General features: G+C 55.4%; 16 protein-coding genes and 4 tRNA genes. 8 read left to right on the top strand and 12 right to left on the bottom strand.

The annotated features are described in order from the left end of the window. Positions 1–1,194 carry a protoheme IX biogenesis protein HemY gene (gene hemY, locus EDC54_RS12100; protein WP_132456514.1) on the top strand — a complete coding sequence of 398 codons (1,194 nt, stop codon included), beginning with the start codon at positions 1–3 and terminating at the stop codon, positions 1,192–1,194. Between the two features lie 687 nt (positions 1,195–1,881). Here the strand turns inward: hemY and EDC54_RS12095 are convergent. Beyond that, positions 1,882–2,532 (bottom strand): GntR family transcriptional regulator, encoded by a 651-nt coding sequence (locus tag EDC54_RS12095; RefSeq protein ID WP_132456512.1) that lies wholly within the window; start codon positions 2,530–2,532, stop codon positions 1,882–1,884. A gap of 306 nt (positions 2,533–2,838) precedes the next feature. Here EDC54_RS12095 and EDC54_RS12090 point away from each other — a divergent pair, with 306 nt between their 5' ends. From EDC54_RS12090 to EDC54_RS12060, 7 genes are all read left to right on the top strand, one after another. Further along, the gene (locus tag EDC54_RS12090) at positions 2,839–4,191 is read left to right on the top strand and encodes an MmgE/PrpD family protein (RefSeq protein WP_132456510.1); all 1,353 of its coding nucleotides are present in this window, start codon (positions 2,839–2,841) and stop codon (positions 4,189–4,191) included. 62 nt (positions 4,192–4,253) lie between these two features. Next, positions 4,254–5,579 carry an MmgE/PrpD family protein gene (locus EDC54_RS12085; protein WP_132456508.1) on the top strand — a complete coding sequence of 442 codons (1,326 nt, stop codon included), beginning with the start codon at positions 4,254–4,256 and terminating at the stop codon, positions 5,577–5,579. A 96-nt stretch (positions 5,580–5,675) separates the two neighbouring features. After that, the gene (locus tag EDC54_RS12080; RefSeq protein ID WP_132456506.1) at positions 5,676–6,437 is read left to right on the top strand and encodes a sulfite exporter TauE/SafE family protein; all 762 of its coding nucleotides are present in this window, start codon (positions 5,676–5,678) and stop codon (positions 6,435–6,437) included. Positions 6,438–6,658: 221 nt separating this feature from the next. Then, a complete protein-coding gene (locus tag EDC54_RS12075) occupies positions 6,659–7,711 on the top strand; it encodes an amino acid ABC transporter substrate-binding protein (protein WP_132456504.1) in 1,053 nt (350 codons plus the stop codon). 119 nt (positions 7,712–7,830) lie between these two features. After that, entirely contained in the window at positions 7,831–9,051 is a 1,221-nt protein-coding gene (locus EDC54_RS12070; protein ID WP_132456502.1) for an amino acid ABC transporter permease, read from the top strand. 10 nt (positions 9,052–9,061) lie between these two features. After that, positions 9,062–10,171: an amino acid ABC transporter permease gene (locus EDC54_RS12065; RefSeq protein WP_132456500.1), complete on the top strand. Its 1,110-nt coding sequence runs from the start codon at positions 9,062–9,064 to the stop codon at positions 10,169–10,171. Between the two features lie 42 nt (positions 10,172–10,213). Further along, entirely contained in the window at positions 10,214–10,984 is a 771-nt protein-coding gene (locus EDC54_RS12060; RefSeq protein ID WP_132456498.1) for an amino acid ABC transporter ATP-binding protein, read from the top strand. A gap of 59 nt (positions 10,985–11,043) precedes the next feature. On the opposite strand, the gene EDC54_RS12055 is transcribed toward EDC54_RS12060, so the two are convergent. From EDC54_RS12055 to thrP, 11 genes are all read right to left on the bottom strand, one after another. After that, entirely contained in the window at positions 11,044–12,201 is a 1,158-nt protein-coding gene (locus EDC54_RS12055; RefSeq protein WP_132456496.1) for a M20 peptidase aminoacylase family protein, read from the bottom strand. 75 nt (positions 12,202–12,276) lie between these two features. Beyond that, positions 12,277–13,038, bottom strand: a complete 762-nt coding sequence (locus tag EDC54_RS12050) for an amino acid ABC transporter ATP-binding protein (RefSeq protein ID WP_132456494.1) — start codon at positions 13,036–13,038, stop codon at positions 12,277–12,279. Between the two features lie 9 nt (positions 13,039–13,047). Continuing rightward, positions 13,048–13,719 (bottom strand): amino acid ABC transporter permease, encoded by a 672-nt coding sequence (locus EDC54_RS12045; protein WP_132456492.1) that lies wholly within the window; start codon positions 13,717–13,719, stop codon positions 13,048–13,050. Positions 13,720–13,836: 117 nt separating this feature from the next. Continuing rightward, positions 13,837–14,628, bottom strand: a complete 792-nt coding sequence (locus EDC54_RS12040; protein WP_132456490.1) for an amino acid ABC transporter substrate-binding protein — start codon at positions 14,626–14,628, stop codon at positions 13,837–13,839. Then, positions 14,625–15,167, bottom strand: coding sequence for a GNAT family N-acetyltransferase (locus EDC54_RS12035; protein WP_132456488.1), 543 nt, complete (start codon positions 15,165–15,167; stop codon positions 14,625–14,627). The genes EDC54_RS12040 and EDC54_RS12035 overlap by 4 nt, the downstream gene beginning before the upstream one ends. Before the next feature lie 9 nt (positions 15,168–15,176). After that, the gene (gene purB, locus EDC54_RS12030) at positions 15,177–16,541 is read right to left on the bottom strand and encodes an adenylosuccinate lyase (RefSeq protein ID WP_132456486.1); all 1,365 of its coding nucleotides are present in this window, start codon (positions 16,539–16,541) and stop codon (positions 15,177–15,179) included. 374 nt (positions 16,542–16,915) lie between these two features. Further along, positions 16,916–16,992 (bottom strand) — tRNA-Pro (locus EDC54_RS12025). Positions 16,993–17,034: 42 nt separating this feature from the next. Then, positions 17,035–17,121, bottom strand: a tRNA-Leu gene (locus EDC54_RS12020). A 22-nt stretch (positions 17,122–17,143) separates the two neighbouring features. Beyond that, positions 17,144–17,219, bottom strand: a tRNA-His gene (locus EDC54_RS12015). A 108-nt stretch (positions 17,220–17,327) separates the two neighbouring features. Further along, positions 17,328–17,404: transfer RNA gene (locus EDC54_RS12010), tRNA-Arg, on the bottom strand. A 139-nt stretch (positions 17,405–17,543) separates the two neighbouring features. Then, a complete protein-coding gene (gene thrP / locus EDC54_RS12005; RefSeq protein WP_132456484.1) occupies positions 17,544–18,935 on the bottom strand; it encodes a bifunctional threonine/serine APC transporter ThrP in 1,392 nt (463 codons plus the stop codon). Positions 18,936–18,957: the final 22 nt, after the last annotated feature.

Here is an 18,957-nt window from a genome sequence, read left to right as displayed (position 1 = left end):
ATGCTGAAAGTCTTGTTGCTGTTCCTGATCCTGATTGCAGGCGTGGTGATCGGCCCCATGGTCGCCGGTCATCAGGGCTATGTCCTGATTCAAACGGACAATTATGATATCCAAACCAGCGTAACCGCGCTGGTCATTATGATCGTGCTGTTTTTCCTCGCTTTTCTGGCGGTGGAATGGGTACTGCGCCGGATCTTTCGTACCGGCGCCCGCACGCGCGGCTGGTTTCTGGGCCGTAAACGCAGCCGAGCCAGAAAGCAGACCAAAGCGGCTTTGCTGAAGCTGGCGGAAGGGGATTATTTGCAGGTAGAAAAGCTGCTGACGCGTAACGCCGACCATGCCGAACAACCGGTGGTGAACTACCTGCTGGCAGCCGAAGCCGCACAACAGCGCGGTGATGATTTCCGTACCAAGCAATATCTGGAACGGGCAGCGGAGATGGCGGATACCGATCAGCTCCCGGTGGATATTACGCGCGTACGTATTCAACTGGCGCGTAATGAAGATCATGCCGCCCGTCACGGCGTGGATCAATTGTTGGAAGCCGCCCCTCGCCACCCTGAGGTACTGCGCCTTGCTGAACAGGCCTTCTTGCGCACCCAGGCCTACAACGCGCTGCTGGATATTCTGCCCGCGATGCGCAAAATCGATCTACATCCTGAAGCCTACATGTTGGATCTGCAACAGCGGGCCTATATCGGCCTGATGAATCAGGCAATGGCGGATGGCGGCAGCGAAGGATTGAAACAGTGGTGGAATAATCAAAGCCGTAAAGTGCGCCATGAGATCCCGCTTCAGGTCGCGATGGCCGAACACCTGATCGAGTGCGACGATCACGACACCGCCCAGAAGATCATTCTCGACGGTCTCAAACGTCAGTATGACGAGCGCCTGATCCTGCTGATGCCGCGTCTCAAAGCGGGCAACCCGGAGCAGTTAGAAAAAATGCTGCGTCAACACAGCAAACAACAGGGCGCGACGCCGCTGTTGAACAGCACGTTAGGGCAGTTGCTGATGAAACACGGCGAGTGGCAGCAGGCCAGCGATGCGTTCCGCGATGCATTGGAACAGCGTCCCGATGCTTACGATTATGCCTGGCGCGCAGATGCGCTCGAACGGCTGCATCTGCCGGATGAAGCCGCGAAAATGCGGCGCGAAGGGCTGCTGCTCACGCTACAGACGCCTGCCAACTAATCATTACTACCGCCATCCTTGCATAAGGCTCCGTTTTCGGAGCCTTATTTTTTTATGCCCTGATGACGTGTTTTTTACATAGCGAGGAACGGTGTGGTATCGCCCTTCTTACACCGCGGCACGTGCGTTGGCGACGATGCCCCGCGTCTTTTATTTAGGGGACAGAAAGCGGTGAGCGAACATTTTCATCAGACGAAAAAAACGCTTACCGATATACGGTAAGCGTTGAAAATATCAGATCTATTAAGACAACAGAATGGTGCCTCACTCAACGTTATGTCCGAAAGGCCCGATGGAGATTGACATCTTCATCTGGAATTGGACGATAGGCACCTCAAAATTGGCTCTGCGTCATTCCCAGGATTATGAAGCCGAAGCAAACATAGAAGGTGGAATGAGCATCTACGCCCTAATTTAAGCACAAATTATGCCAAGATGCATAATTTTATTGTCACCACGCCGGATATACGCAATAACATACTCATATAAAACGTTATTTTTATTTAATCTACGCGAGAAGCGGACGGGCGCGATGAGCAGAAAAAACGGGATCGCGCTCACAAAATCCGTCGCCATTCAGCGACGGATTTATCAGACAATAAATTAAGTATTAATAATCAATGAATTAAACGTCTCCATTATGAGACACCCAATACCCTAAAGTGTCGTGCTTTTCCGACACTGCCATCAAAGCTGCCGGTTCAGCAGATTGAGTCTGGCCCGATAACCGCTGCGAATATGCTGGCTCGCCGCTTCTTGCGCGGCATCCTTATCACGCCGCACCAGCGCTTCCACAATCGCCTGATGCTCGCGTCGTGCTTCCTCAGCGCGCTCCGTCGACGCATAGGTGGTGCCGCGCAGCAGCGACAGATGAATACGTAAGTTATCCAACATATCGTTCAGATACGGATTATGGGTCGCGCGGTAAATCTGCCGGTGAAAAAGGCGGTTGTGATCGTGCAGCTGTTTACTGTCGGTGAGCGTCTTCTCCACCTCGATCATATCCTGCAACAGTTCCAGTTCTTCTGTCGCCGCAGAGGCGACCGCCAGTTCCATCGCCAGTCGTTCCAGCCCTTCACGCACGGCGAAAAGCTGACGCAACCGCTCATAGCTGATCTGCGCGATCATCAACCCACGCTGCGGGCCCGGTTCTACCAGCCCCAGCGCTTCGAGGCGATGCAGCGCCTCACGAATCGGTGTACGGCTCAGGCCAAACTGCTTCGCCAGTCGGGTTTCCTGTAAACGCTCACCGGGCCGCAACTCGCCGCGTTCAATCGCATTGATCAGTATCTCAAACGGCGACAGAGCCATTTCTTTGTCGTTAAGAGTTAAATTCATAATCCCTTGATCTGTCTGGTGACGGTCAGAATGGCGTCACGCGCCGCGGGTAAAACGCCGCGCCGCGAATCGTCATACATTGAGAAAAATTCAAGTTTGCCCGACGCCCTGCCTTTAGCAAGATATCACAGCGCATATTTTGTGCTTAGCTTAGCGAAAAAGTGTCTTTGTCACGGAATGGACGTTTGAATATGCTTTTCGTTACTCACTGTATACAAATGCATTCAACAAGACAAAACGCGAATCCTAAAGCCGCCCGGCTGTACGGGCAATACCATCGCGCTTTCGTTTAAGGAGCCCCCTACGATGTCTGCTATCCCGACGTTTCCTCGCGGCAACGCGCTGAGTCAGTTTATTCACACCGCCCCGACGATGACGATCCCCGATGCCGTCTGGCACGAGGCCAAGCGAGCGCTTATTGACTATCTGGGCGTTGCGATTGGTGCCGTCGGCGATGACGCCGCCAGCGCGACGCAACGTGTCGCACAGCGTTGGCAAGCACAGGGTAACGCGCAAATCATTCTCGGCGCGAAAACCACACCGGCGCTGGCGGCGCTGATCAACGGCACACTTTCACATGCAGCCGATTATGACGATACGCATCCGGCTGGCGCCGGCCATCCCAGCGGCCCTTGCTGGTCTACCGCACTGGCCATGGCGCAACATTACGGCGCGGACGAACGCGCGGTGCTGATCGCGTTCATCACCGGATTCGAAGTGATGGCCAGACTGGGCGGCGGCTGGGTGCCCGGCGTGGGTCGCAGCCTGCAACGACGGGGCTTTCACCCGACAGCCATTGTCGGACGCGCGGGCGCGGCTGCCGCTGCGGCTTCGATTCTGCGCCTTAGCCCCGACGCCATTGCCAACGCGCTGGGCGCCGCGGCAACGATGATGGGAGGATTGCAGAAATCATCCGGTACGCACGGTAAACCGTTTCATGCCGGCAAAGCGGCCATGGACGGCATCACGGCGGCGGAGCTGGCTGACGAGGGCTTTATCGCCGCCCATCATTTTTATGAAACCGACGGCTGGGTGAAGACGTTCGTACAGGACGGCAGCGCCGTTATCCCACCGCTCGATTTCGGCGAAAGTTGGGAACTGCTGGGCAATGGCTACAAGCTGTACGCCAGCTGCCGGGGAACCCATGCCGCCATCGAAACCGCGCTGAAGCTCTACCCACAGCTAAAAGGCCGCGCGATCAGGCGTATTCATGCCAAAGTTCATCCCATGGGGATGGTGAATGCCGGGATCGCCAACCCGCAAACACCGCTGGAGAGCAAATTCAGCATTCCGCACTGTATTGCGCTGGCGCTGAGCGGCTACCGACTCAACGACACGGACTTCACGCAGCAGACCGTCGACAACCCCGCGCCGCGTCAGCTGCTATCACGCTTGCAGATCGCTGCGGTCGAGGGCCAATCGGCCAGCTCTGCGTTTATCGATATCGAACTGGAAGACGGCGAAAAATTGCATGCGGAAACCGATGTGTATCGCGGTCATCCGCAAAATCCGCTGACCGACGCCGAGCTGCGCGCCAAATTTGACGCACTGACCCTCCCCGTATTAGGCGAAGCCCGTCGCGATCGACTCTATCAAGCCGCCGCCCACTTTGAAAAACCGGGTTCGCTCGCCACACTCACCGCGCTCTTGGCGGGCTAACGCGCTTACGTTCGACATAAACCATTCGCCATAAAATTTTATGATAACGACAGGATACTTTCATGACCATTGCCCACCAGTTCGCCCATAATCTGCTGGAATTTTCCCGCCAGACGTTCTCCGCCGACGTCTTGGCGCACGCAAGAACTGCCGTCATTGACACCCTCGGCGTGACACTCGCCGGAGGGATGCAGGACGGAGCGCAAAAACTCAGGGCGGTGATCGTGCCATCCGCCGCCGCGGGGAAAAGCCGGATTTTCGGCACCGATCTCACGCTCAACGCGCTGGACGCCGCGCTCTTAAACGGCACCTCCGCGCACTTACTCGATTTCGACGATTCCAACACCTGGCTGCACGGGCACATTTCCGTCGCCGTTCTGCCGGCGCTGCTGGCATTGGCAGATGAGCAGGAAGCCAGCGGAGAAGCAATCCTGCACGCCTACCTGTGCGGCTATGAAACCGCGGTACGCATGGGAAAAGCCGTCAGTCCCTTTCAGTATCGTAACGGCTGGCATCCAACCACGTCCGTCGGCATTTTTGCAGGCGTGGCCGCCTGCGCGGTGCTGTTGAAGCTTAGCGAAGAGGAAACGGCGACGGCTCTGGCAATGGCAGCCTCGCTGGCTTCCGGCATCAAATCCAACTTTGGCAGCCAGACGAAATCGCTGGCGGTCGGTCATGCCAACCGCAGCGCCGTCATGGCGGTATTACTGGCGCGTCAGGGATACAGCGCCGGTGCCGCCGCGTTTGAACATCACCACGGCTATTTCAACGTCTATAATCGTGCCGCCGAAAACGTCGACACCGCGCCGCTCACCGAGTCCTGGTCCGCCCCATCGCACATTCTCGACCCCGTAAAAGGCAATAATTTTAAATATTTTCCCTGCTGCTATGCCATTCTGGCGCCGCTGGACGGGCTGCTGGCGCTGCGTGAAGAAACCGGACTGGCCCCCGAGTCGCTGGAACGTATTCAGATTGCCATTCACCCGATTCGCTTCCCCCATATCAACATTCCTGCGCCGGAGACACCGCTGGCGGGGAAATTCAGCCTGCATTACTGTATCGCCCGCGCCTGGGTGAAAGGGACGCTGACGCTGGACGATTTTATTGACGATGCGGCACTGCACGACCCCGCCACGCAATCACTGATGGCGCGCGTTGAGTTAATCTGCCATGACGAGAGCACGACGCACACGGCGCACGTTACGCTGGAGACGCAAGACGGAAGATCCTATCATCGTCGCGTGGCGGGCGCGCGCGGTTCCAGTGCGGATAACCCGCTGCCGGACAACCTGATCGCCGAGAAATTTATCGACTGCGCCAGTCAGGCGTTGCCCCGCGCGGAGGCACTGGCGTTATATCAACGTCTGCTGCGCGACAATTATCGTTAACGGCAGAAGAGATGCCTGATACGCCTTGAACGTATCAGGCACGAGCATTTTTGTTTCGTCTGTTTCACGACGTGCACCACAGGGATCGCTTCCACCATGCCAGATTTTGTTCCACCCGATATCTCACCGCTCTTTGCCGGTATCCTGATTTTTTGCAGTTTTTTAACATCGGCGCTCACGGCGGCGCTGGGGCTCGGCGGCGGCGTCACGCTGCTGGCGATCATGGGGTTAGGTATGCCGGTCAGCAGCCTGCTGCCGGTTCACGGCATTGTCCAGTTGGGTTCCAACCTGAGCCGTAGTCTGATCCAGCGCCTGTATATCGTCTGGCCGCTGGCGCTGTGGTTTTTGATCGGCAGCGTCATTGGCATCGCACTGGGCGCGCCCGTTGTCGCGTGGATCCCGGATCACGTGGCAAAAATTACGCTGGCGATCTTCATTCTGTGGTCGGTTTTTCGTAAACGCACCGCGCCCAAACCGGTTAACCGGCTGTTCTTCATACTGGGCGGCGCGCTCACCAGCCTCGGCACGATGATCGTCGGCGCAACAGGCCCGATGGTCGCCGGATTAATCAGTTCTCAGGGGCTAACCAAACAGCCGCTTATCGCCACCCATGCGCTGTGCATGGTGTTACAACATGGCTTAAAGATACTGGCATTCGGGCTGATGGGGTTTGCCTACCACGACTGGCTGCCGATGCTGGCTGCGATGATTGCCAGCGGGGTTCTGGGCACCTGGCTGGGCACGCGCCTGTTGGATAACCTACCCGAAAAATACTTTCGTACCGCCTTTCGCCTCACCATGTTGATTCTCAGCGCCCAGCTCATCTGGCAAGGCGTGCAAGGTCTGCTCGTCCACTAATCCTGCCCCTCTGTACCTTGCTGACAATGCAAGGTACGGCTCACTTTGCCCGTCGCGCCCTCCCGACAAAGTCGATATCCAAAATTCAGCTTTAGATAGAGAAATATGCTATTTGCCATTTGCAGGCAACATTGAGAACATTTGTATACAAAAGAGATCGTCGTAATAAAAACAATCAATTACAACAAATTAATACAACACCGACCATTCTGAGGATATGTATGCTGAGAAAACTACGCGCATTAACATCCGCCACAGCGCTGGCGTTAGGGGGGCTGCTGCTGCCCATCGCACACGCCAATGCCGCTGACGCCGGAAATGGCGAGACGCTCAAAAAGATCAAAGCCCGCGGTGAGTTGGTTTGCGGCGTTCATCCGGCGCGCCACGGCTTTTCCGCCATTGATAGCAAAGGGCAGTGGACCGGGCTCGACGTCGATTATTGCCGCGCGTTAGCCGCCGCGATTTTTGGCGACGCGCGCAAAGTGCGCTTTGCCGCGCTTTCCACCGCGCAGCGTTTCCCGGCGATTCAGTCCGGTGAAGTGGACGTGCTGTCACGCAATATCACGGCCGATTTGTCTCGCGACACCTCACTGGGTCTGAACTTCGCTCCGCCGACCTTCTATACCGGAACGGGCTTTATGGTACGAGCCAGCGCCGATGTGAAGAGGGTGGAAGATCTGGACGGTGCGACCGTCTGCATCACGCCGGGCAGCAGTACCGAACGCAACGTCGCGCAGATTTTCGCGTCACGTAACCTGCATTACACCCCGGTGGTGATCGAGAACAATAAAGAGTATGTCGCCGCCTATCTGTCCGGGCGCTGCGACGTCATTGCCCGCGACAAAGTGGCGCTGCCCGGCGTGCGCACCTTTGATGCGGAAAACCCCGCCGACCACGTGATTCTGCCGGGGATTTACTCAAAAGAACCGCTGGCGATGGCGGTGCGTCAGGGTGACGATCAGTGGTACGACATTGTGAAATGGGTGGTATACGCCACGTTCAACGCGGAAGAAATGGGCATCGGCCAACAGAATGTGGACAGCAAACTCACATCGACAGACCCGGATGTACAGGCGCTGCTGGGCGTCAGCGGTGATTACGGTCAGAAGCTGGGGCTGACGACCCCGTGGGCTTACAACCTGATTAAGCAGGTCGGGAACTACGGCGATATTTATAACCGGCATTTCGGGCCAGACACGTCGGCGCCGCTGGATCGCGACCTGAATAATCTCTGGACGAAAGGTGGCCTGCTCTACGGCCTGCCCATTCGTTAATTCACGAAACCCTCGGCGTCAGCGCGCAAGATTACGCTGGCGCCATGCCGTATACCCGCGCCGCCGTTATCAGGCGGCGTGTGCCAAACGGTAATGACCACAAGAAAAGACTGCCGGTAATGAAATCACCACACAAAATGCTGTCGTCAGACGCCGTACCATCGCCGGGAACGCTATCCCATTCGCGTCGTCTGCTGAACGCGTTTGACAGCAAAACCCTGCGCGCCTGGATTTATCAGTGCCTGCTCGGCCTCCTGATCGTCGCGTTCAGCTACTGGCTGTACGCCAACGTGGTCGACAACCTGCGCTCGCAGAATATCGCGACGGGCTTTGGCTTTCTCGACCACGCCGCGCAATTTGAGATCGGTGAAAAGCGCATCGCCTTTACCCCCCGCGACAGCTACCTGCGTGCGCTTGGCGTCGGTTTACTGAATACCCTGTACGTTACGCTGTGCGGCATCGTACTCGCCACGCTGCTGGGCTTCTCCGTCGGCATCGCCCGCGTCTCCCGTAACTGGCTGCTGGCGCGGCTCGCCGGAGGCTACATCGAGTTGATGCGCAATATTCCGGTGATCTTGCAGGTGATTTTCTGGTCGGTGGCGATCCGCAATCTGCCCTCGCCACGCGACGCCATCGAACTGGGTCATCTGGGCTTTCTGACCAATCGCGGGCTGTCTTTCGCTGTTCCCGCCGCGCATCACGGCTGGCTGTGGACCGGCGTCGCCCTGTTCATCGCGCTGCTGATTAGCCTGATCCTGACCCGCGTCGCGCGCTACGTTCGGGAAAACCGGGGACGCGCGCTGCCGACAGGCCGCCTGACGCTGGGCGTGCTCATCGGGTTACCGCTGCTGGTCTGGTGGCTGTCCGGCGCACCGGCAGAGCTTGACCGCCCGACCCTGCGCGGCTTTAACTTTCGCGGCGGTGTTACCATCAGCCCCGAATTTACCGCGTTGCTGCTGGGTATTGCGCTCTATTCTTCCGCGTTTATCGCGGAAATCGTGCGGGCGGGGATCCAGTCGATCCCCAAAGGTCAGTTGGAAGCGGCACGCGCGCTGTCCTTTTCGCCGTGGCACATGATGCGCCACATCATCATTCCACAGGCCATGCGCGTCATCGTTCCGCCGTTGACCAGTCAGTATGTCAGCCTGTCGAAAAACAGTTCGATCGCGGTCGTGGTCGGCTACCCGGAGCTGGCGAACATCAGCAACACGCTGATGAACCAGACCGGTCAGGCGCTCGAAGTGATTGCCATCATGATGGTGGTTTACCTGACGGTCAGCATTGTGACATCGCTGCTGATGAACCTGTTTAATCGCGTCGTCGCCATCAAAGAGCGCTGAGGAGCACCGTATGTTATTTCCGGCACTGTCACTCTCCGCCGTTCCCGCCCGCCTGCGCACGCCGCTGCTGTGGCTGCGTCGCCACCTGTTCAGCAGCGTGCCGCAAACCGTGCTCACGCTATTGCTGGCGGCGTTGATAGGGAACATCGGCGATAAACTGCTGCACTGGGGCATTCTCAATGCCGTGTGGTACACCACTGACCCGGACGTCTGCCGCGCGGCGGCTGGCGCCTGTTGGGCAGTCATCGTGGAAAAACATCGCCCTATTCTGTTTGGTCTTTATCCTTACGATGAACACTGGCGTCTGGTGCTGGCGATGGGGATCTGGTTTCTGGCTCTCGGCCTGTCGCTGATGCCCCGCTTCTGGCATTCACGCATCCTTTTACCGCTGTGGGGCGTCGCCGTCGTCGGCATCGCCATCCTGATGTCCGGCGGCGTGTTGGGCTTATCTCATGTCCCTTCCAGCGAGTGGGGAGGGTTACCGCTGACGATCCTGCTGTTTAGCGGCACTGTCGTCATCGGTATGCCGGTTTCGGTTCTGCTGGCGCTGGGGCGGCGTTCCCCGCTGCCTTTTCTGCGCGGCTTGTCCGTCATTTTTATCGAAAGTCTGCGCGGCGTACCGCTTATCACGATCCTGTTCGTGGCGGTTAACGTCTTCCCGCTCTTTCTGCCGGCAGGAATGGAAATCAACAAACTGCTGCGCATCATCATCGGTATCGCGCTGTTTTTCGCCTGTTATCAGGCTGAGGTTATTCGCGGCGGTTTACAGTCCGTTCCGCGCGGGCAATACGAAGCGGCGATGGCGCTCAATCTCGGCTATTGGCACACCACGACCAAAATCGTCCTGCCGCAGGCGCTGCGTATCTGCCTGCCCGCCATGACCAACCATATTATCGCCGCCATGAAGAACACCTCGTTCGTCATCATTATCGGGCTGTTCGATATTCTCACCGCCACCAGCTCCGTAATGCAGGACCCGCTATGGCGGCGCTATTACATTGAAACGTACCTCTTTATCTCGGCTATCTATCTGCTGTTTGGCTTTTTGCTCTCACGCTACGCGCTGTGGGTGGAAAAACGCATCGATGCCAGCCGTCACCCAGAAACCTATCACGGTTAAGCGATAGCCGTTGATGAAAACACCGACAGGAGCTTTGTTATCATGAGCTTAGCCGCAGACACTTTAGTTACAGACAACAACGTCATCATTGAGATCGACGCCGTCAGCAAATGGTACGGCGCATTTCAGGCGCTGAATAACGTGACGCTGAACGTGGAGAAAGGCGAACGCGTGGTCATTTGCGGCCCTTCCGGCTCCGGAAAATCCACGCTCATCCGCTGCATTAACCGGCTCGAAGCGCACCACGCCGGGCATATCCGCGTAAATGGCATTGAGGTCAATGACAATATCAAGAACATCAACCGCGTGCGTTCCGGTATTGGTATGCTGTTCCAGCAGTTCAACCTGTTTCCCCACCTGAGCGTGCTAGATAACCTGACGATCGGCCCGACGCTGGTCAAACAGCGTAAGAAGCAGGAAGCCATTGATTTAGCGATGCACTATCTGGAAAAGGTGCATATCGCCAGTCAGGCGCACAAATTCCCGCTCCAACTCTCTGGCGGCCAGCAACAGCGCGTGGCGATAGCCCGGGCGCTGTGCATGCAGCCGGAAATCATGCTGTTTGATGAACCCACTTCGGCGCTGGATCCTGAGATGATTAAAGAAGTGCTGGATGTGATGCTTGATCTGGCGGGATCCGGTATGACGATGATCGTCGTCACCCATGAGATGGGATTTGCCAAAACGGTCGCGGACAAAGTAATTCTGATGGCAGATGGCGGTATCGTTGAATCCGCGCCGCCGCAGGATTTCTTCAACGCGCCATCGCATCCGCGCACGCGCCAGTTTCTGGATCAGATTTTAAGTCATTAACAGACAAAAATGTCCGCGCCGGAGAATCGACGCGGAGACATTAACAAAATCAGAGGAACTTAGCGGGAGGACAGCTTTTCCAGACTCTGCTTCGCCATTTGATACAGATAATGCGCCGTCGGGAACAGCGCGCGATCGTCAACGCGGAATTTCGGGTGGTGCAGCGCATACGGTCCACCGGAGCCGACCATCATAAACGTACCCGGCAGTTTCTGCTGATAGAACGCGAAATCCTCACCAATCGGGCTGGCTTCCACCCGACGGGCTTCAAACCCTTCGTCACTGGCTACATTCAGCGCAAACTCAACCCACTCCGGCGTGTTGACCACCGACGGCGGCCCCGCGTGCCAGATGAACTCGATTTCCGCGCCAAAGGTGCTGGCGATACCCGCTACGATCTGGCGGAAGCGCTGTTCAATCAAGTCACGCGCCTCCTGACTGAAGGTTCTGACCGTCCCTTCAACGTAGGCGGTATCCGGGATGACGTTCCAGGTGCTGCCGCTATGAACCTGAGTAATCGACACCACCGCGTTATTGTCAGACGGCACCGTGCGGCTGATGATGGTCTGTACGGCGGAAATCAACTGGCCCAGAATAATAATCGGGTCGTTGCCTTCATGCGGTTTCGCCGCATGGCAGCCTTTCGCCGCAATCTTAATCTCAAAGCGGTCAACACCCGCCGTCAACGCGCCGTCTTTCCCACCGATGACGCCAACGGGCAGCGTCGGATCGTTATGAATACCGAAAATCGCTACCGCATTGTCCAACGCGCCGACGGCGATGACTTCCGGCGCGCCCAGTCCTGTCTCTTCTGCCGCCTGAAACAAAATCCGCACCGTACCTTTCAGCTCCGGCTCGATTTTCTTCAGCAGGATCGCCGCGCCCAGCGCAGCGGAAGAGTGAAAGTCATGACCGCAGGCGTGCATCACGCCTTTATTGAGCGACGAAAACGCCACGCCGGACTCTTCGTCAATCGGCAGGGCGTCAATATCAGAGCGCACCACGACCAGCGGGCCTTCCTGAAGGCCGCCGACTTCCGCTACCAGACCGGTTTTCAGCGGTAAATCGAGGATACGAATTCCCTCTTTTTCCAATACCGCACGAATCTTCTTCGTGGTTTCGAACTCCTGATTCGACAACTCAGGATTACGGTGTAAATCGTGGCGAAACGCCTGAATAAACTGAGCCAGAGGCTCGTGCTGAGGTGCTGTTCTCATCAATACATGCTCCACATTATCGTGCCCCGTCTCGCAGGGCGGCCTTGTTCAGGCGTGCAGGTGTGTCTACGTGTGTTAAATATCGTACTCAAGCGGCTCAGGCAGCTTGGTCAACTGACGCAGGAAACGCTGGGTTTGCGGGTTGTCCGAGAAGCTAATCACCTGCTCCGCCGGGCCCTCCTCAACGATGTGACCGTCCGCCATGAAGATCACCCGATCGGCCACTTCCTTCGCAAACTGCATTTCGTGCGTGACGATCACCATCGTGGTGTCGTTTTTCGCCAGCTTCTGAATCACCTGAAGGACCTCATGCACCCTCTCCGGATCCAGTGCCGAGGTCGGTTCGTCAAACAGAATCGCTTTAGGATCCACCGCCAGCGCGCGTGCGATACTCACGCGCTGCTGCTGCCCGCCGGACAGCGTTACCGGGTACTGTGCCGCCTGCGGCAGCAGACCGACCTGCTCCAGCAGCGCCAACCCGATTTCATTCGCCTGCTTTTTCGGCATTTTTTTCACGACAATCAGCGCTTCCGTCACATTCTCCAGCGCCGTTTTGTTTTTGAACAGGTTGTAATTCTGAAACACCATCGCCGTCTGACGACGCAGCGCGTAGGCGTCTTTCGTCGTATAACGGCGCGTATCCAAGGTTTGCTCACCAATTTCGATTGTGCCCGATTCCGGCGTTTCCAGCAGGTTCAGACAACGCAGCAGCGTGGATTTACCCGAACCGGAGGGACCGATAATCGCCACGACTTCGCCTTTCGCGATGTCCAGACTGATGTTGTCCAGCACCACCTGATCGCCAAAGCGTTTAGAAAGATTCTTTACACTGATCATGTCAGCCCCTTATCGCTGTAGCGAGTGATTGAGTTTTTTCTCCAGCTGCTTTTGCAACCAGGCGTAAACAATGATCACCAGCCAGTAAATCAAACCGACAACCAGGAAGGTCTCAAAGAAACGCAGAGATTCGGCGGCAATCATCTTGCCTTCCGCAAACAGTTCCGAGACGCCCAACGCAAAAGCCACCGAGGTATCTTTAATCAGGGAGATAAACGTGTTCCCCGTCGCTGGCAGCGCGTTCAGCATGGCCTGAGGCAGCACGATGCGGCGATAAATCTGGGCTTTATTCATGCCGATGGACAACCCGGCTTCCGTCTGGCCGAAATCCACCGAGGCCAGCGCCGCGCGGAAAATCTCCGCCATATAGGCGGACGTTTTCAGGCTGAAGCCGATGATGGCCGCCGTCATGGCGTCCAGATTCGATAAGCCGGGGAACAGCTGCGGCAGGCCGAAATAGATAATAAACAGCTGCACCAGCGACGGAATACCGCGGAACAGCGAGATATAAAGTTCGACGAGTTTTACGACTGCGACGATCTTGCTTTCACGGACTAACGCCAGCACCAGACCGATAACCATAGCAAAAAACATCGAAACCACGGCAAGGAACAGCGTGGTCGGCAAATACATTAATACCTGAGGAAAAACATTTAACAGGTAGGCAAGATCGATATTCATAAGCAATACCATTAATGCTTCCACCGGCCATACTGCGCCGGTGGAACAGGGTGATAACTCTTCGCCATAACGCATCATCTGGCGACGTAATGACGCCGTCAGGATGATGACGTGACGTTATTTAGCCGGTGATACCGTGATATCTTCACCAAAATATTTTTCGGAGAGGGCTTTCAGGCGTCCATCCTCACGCATTTTCGTCAACTGCGCATCGAACTGCTTACGCAGCGCATCCCCTTTTTCGTTCTTATGAAACGGAAAGCTGACTTCCTCAATCACCAGCGGTTCGCCGACCAGTTTGAACGGCAGGTTGCGCTTATTGATTTCCGCCAGCAGGATCGGACGTGAATTCACGTAACCTTCCACACGTTTAGACAGCGCATCGTTCATCGCGCCGTCGCGCGTTTCATAAGTGCGAATGTTGACGCTGCCGTCGGCAAACGCTTTTCTCAGGTTGTTGACGTGGTTAGACCCCAGAACCCCGGCGACCGTCTTTCCTTTCAGGTCCGCCAGCGTGTTGATCGTGGTGTTATCCTTGTGCGTCACAATCTGGCTGCCATAGAAGCTGTACGGCTGGGCGAAATTGTATTTTTCCTGACGCACAGGGGTTATCGCCACCACGTTCGCCACGGTATCCAGCTTGTTCGCTTCCAGTTGTCCCATCAGGCCGCTGAAGTCGGCGGTGACCCACTCGACTTTGTAGTTGAGATCTTTCGCAATGGCTTCCGTCACTTCAACGTCAAACCCGACCAGCTTGTTATCTTGCTTGAAGCCACTTGGGTAACTCTGGCCTGTGGAGCCCACTTTCAATACCTTATCCTGTTCGGCGCCGCTTTTCCCTGAATCACAGCCGGCAACGAGAAAGGCGGTCGTCAGCGCCAGAACGGACAACGTTACTTTTTTCATCATTTTACTGCCTCTCTTTTTGAATTTTTATCTTTCCACTGGTCATACAGTTGGCGATCGAGGATTTTTTCCATCCAGATTGTCAGGTGGCCTTTTCCCAAATCCGTTTGCCCGACTTCCCTGAAACCATAATGTTTATACATCTCAATCAGCCACGGGTGATTTTGCGCGGTGCCAAGCGACACCGCGGGTGCTTTTAGCTGCTTAATCAGAATTTCATCTTCCAGCCAGCCCATCATTTGCTTACCCAGCCCTTGATTTTTATAGTCCGGGTGCGTGGCGAACCAGCCAAAATGGGGTAAACCGAACGGGCCTGGCTCCGGCCCCCACGGATAGCGAATGGTAAATGACGACACCATCTGCCCGTCTTTTTCCATCACATAAACACCGTGTGAAGCGATATGCTTACGCACCATGTCGATGTCGGCATGGGCGGCGGAAAAATTGATGCCCAATTGGCGAATCGGCTCAAACGCCGCCAGCGCCAGCGCCAGATAGGTTTCATCGTCCGCAAGCGTCGCCTGACGAAATAGGATACTCATGATGTCACCTTATGCTGTCAGCAGGCCAGAGCGATCCGCATAGCGGATCACATCATCGACTTTCTGCGGCGCGCTCCCCAGATAGTTGACCGGGTTTAGCCACTCGTCCAGATCAGCGGCGGTGACCTGTTCGGAAAGCACCGGGTGAGCCAGTAGCACCGATTTAAAAGACTGATTCTGCTCAAATGCCTGCATAGAACATTCGTAAACCAGATGGTGTGCGGTCTGCTTGCCGAGACGCTTACCAATCTCGAACATCACTTTTTCGGACAGCAGCAGGCCGTTTTGCAGATCGAGGTTCGCCAGCATCTGCTTCTCGTTGACGGACATCCCACGCAGGATGCCAAGCGCATTCTGAAGTTGAGCGGACAGATAGATATTGATTTCCGGCAGCGCGATCCACTCTGCGCGCCAGCTCATCGCATCGCGCTCATGTTCAACTTTCATCGACTCATGGATCAGCGCCGCGCTCTTAAACAGTGGCGCAGTCAGGCTCGCCAACCCTTCCAGCGCAGCAGGGTTACGTTTATGCGGCATGGTGGTAGAACCTATTTTCCCTTCGGAGAACGGCTCTTCAATCTCATTAATCTCGGTACGCATCAGGTTGTACAGCTCGTTGCCGATTTTACCCAGCGTACCGCTGATCAGCACCGCGACAGAGGCGTATTCGGAGAAACGATCGCGGGCGGACTGCCAGCCGATATTCGGCGTATTCAGCCCCAGTTTATCCAGCGTCAGGCGCTCGATTTCCGGCCCTTGTTCGCCAAAAGAGGCATAGGTGCAAATGGCGCCGTTGATGTTGCCGACCAACACACGTTCTTTGATTTCAGCCAGACGTTCGAGGTGACGAATAAACTCATCCAGCCAGACGGCCAGTTTAAAACCAAACGTGGTGGGCAGCGCCTGCATACCATGGGTCCGACCGACCATCGGCGTGTATTGGTATTGTTTCGCCAGACGTTTCAGCTCAATGGCCAGCAGTCGCGTATCTCTGACGACAATATCAAAAGATTGTTTCAGTTGTAGAACCGTCGCGGTATCGACGATGTCCTGCGTAGTCACGCCATAGTGAATATACTCACCCGCCGCGCCGCATTGTTTCTGAATCGCGGTAATCGTCGGCATCAGGGAGTGCTTCATACGCACCGCGTCTTTTGCAATCTCTTCAACGTTAAGCGCGCTGGCGTCAGCGTTTTCTGCAATGGTTTTTGCCGCATCCAGCGGAATCACGCCCAGTTCACCCTCGGCCAGCGCCAGGGCGACTTCGACATCAACCTGCTTAGTCAGACGGTTATGCTCGGACCAGACATCGCGCATTTCAGGCGTGCCAAAATTATTCCCTATTAGAAGAAAATCAATAAGATGTGATGCCATAATTTACTCGTTAGTGTTGGATTTATCAGGCGGGGTTTTATGTCGTCTTTTTAATTTTTAAAAATATAACATGCGCTAATTACACGACTTATACCTTTCGGATCTATATTAGATCCAAAAGTTTGATTGCAAAGTATGCATTCAGACACATTCGCTAACACAACCCCCTCGCTGAAAAACACGCTTGTCACCACCCGCTTCCTGCAATGGGATTACCTATCCGTATGACCGCTGACACCGATACTCGCCACGCCATAACACGAAATTTAACAGGAAAAATCTGGTCAGGCTGGTGAATCTGCCAAGACGTTGCTACATGAGAGAAATTACAGACGAAAAAAAAGCACATCTTTCGATGTGCTTTTCTTCGTAATTGGTCGGCGAGAGAGGATTCGAACCTCCGACCCACTGGTCCCAAACCAGTTGCGCTACCAAGCTGCGCTACTCGCCGAATGTACTGCTTTTTTGAACATCACTGATGTTCCTGTTTGTGTGGTGCGAAGAGAGGGACTTGAACCCTCACGTCCGTAAGAACACTAACACCTGAAGCTAGCGCGTCTACCAATTCCGCCACCTTCGCATAACTCACAAACATTTAAATCTGGGGTGGCTAATGGGACTCGAACCCACGACAACTGGAATCACAATCCAGGGCTCTACCAACTGAGCTATAGCCACCATATACCACTCGTACTACGTTACTGCATTACCACTTCTGCTGCTATATTGGTGCGATACGACCTTTACGGGGTAACAATACCAACACAGCTCTTGCAAACAGCTTAATGGTACGCCCGACAGGATTCGAACCTGAGACCTCTGCCTCCGGAGGGCAGCGCTCTATCCAGCTGAGCTACGGGCGCATAGCGCCGTTGCGGGAGGGGATACTACGGATTTAACGAGTGCCTGTCTAGTGCTTTTTTATCGAAATGATGCGTTTGCTTATGCTTTGTTCATTTCGCATCAAATAACGTACAAATCCGCCTTCCCCTCCCTGAAACACTACGATTTATCCACGTTCAACGCCGTTTTTTTACCTAATCCCAACCCCGCGTAACACAGGCTGACAAACGCTAAAAACACCATTCCGACCAATAATGACATTCGCGTATCATGATTGATGTACATTCCCACCAGAACACACACGAGAAATGCCATCGTCAGGTAGTTCACCCATGGGAACAATATCGATTTAAACGGATGTGTCGCCAGCGCTGCACGGTGTAATTCACGGAAACGCAGTTGGCTGATCAAGACCACAAACCACGGCACCATCCCCGGCAACACGCTGGCGCTATAAACGTAAACAAACACCTGCTCCGGATTAGGGATAATGTAGTTCAACACCGATCCGGCCATCAGGCAGAGAATCGACACCATGACCCCTGCCGCCGGAACGCCGCTGGCGGTGACTTTCCCCAGCCAGGCGGGAAGCTGACGATTGTTGGCCAACGCATACAGCATACGTCCACAGCTGTACATGCCGCTATTGCAGCCGGACAACGCCGCCGTCAGCACCACAAAGTTAATGATCCCCGCCGCCGCGGTGATACCAATTTTTGCGAAGGTCAATACAAACGGGCTACCGGCCGTACCGATTTCATTCCACGGGAAAATGGTGACGATAACAAAAATGGCGCCCACATAGAAAATCAGGATGCGCCACAGAATATTGTTGATCGCTCGCTTTAGCGTCACCTGCGGATTTTTCGCCTCGCCCGCCGTAATGCCAACCAGTTCCACCCCCTGATAAGATGCCACGACGAGACACAGTGCGAACAGCAGGCCTTTCCATCCCCCGGCCAGGAAGCCGCCGTGCCCGGTCAGGTTGCTGAATCCGGTTGCCTGCCCGTGATAACCAAGACCAAAGAAGATAATGCCCATGCCGACGACGATCATCACGATAATCGTGGTGATTTTAATCATGGCAAACCAGAATTCGATTTCACCATACAGCCTCACCGCCGCCAGATTCGCAGCGGCCACCAGCGCGACAGCCACGATCGCCGGAATCCACTGCGGCAACTCGGGGAACCAAAACTGAACATACACGCCAATGGCGGTGATTTCCGAAATACCGACCGCCATCCACATAAACCAATAACCCCATGCGGTGAGATAACCGAAAAAAGGGTTCATATATTTGTGCGCGTAAACGGCAAACGATCCCGTGACCGGCTCCAGATAGAGCATTTCCCCCATCGAACGCATGATGAAGAAAACAAAGATCCCCGCCGTAATATAGGCCAGCAATACCGAGGGGCCAGCCCATTTCAGCGCGCTCGCCGCGCCCATAAACAGCCCTACGCCGATCGTACCGCCCAGCGCGATCAGCTCAATGTGTCGGGCTTCCAATCCCCGATGGAGTTTTCCCTTCTTTACCGCTTCTGTCATAAATCCTCTGTCTTTATATTGT

This window comes from Samsonia erythrinae (assembly GCF_004342665.1).
Classification (GTDB): Bacteria; Pseudomonadota; Gammaproteobacteria; order Enterobacterales; family Enterobacteriaceae; genus Samsonia; species Samsonia erythrinae.
The sequence above is the reverse complement of the archived record's forward strand: the minus strand, read 5'-3'. Positions and strand labels throughout refer to the sequence as shown.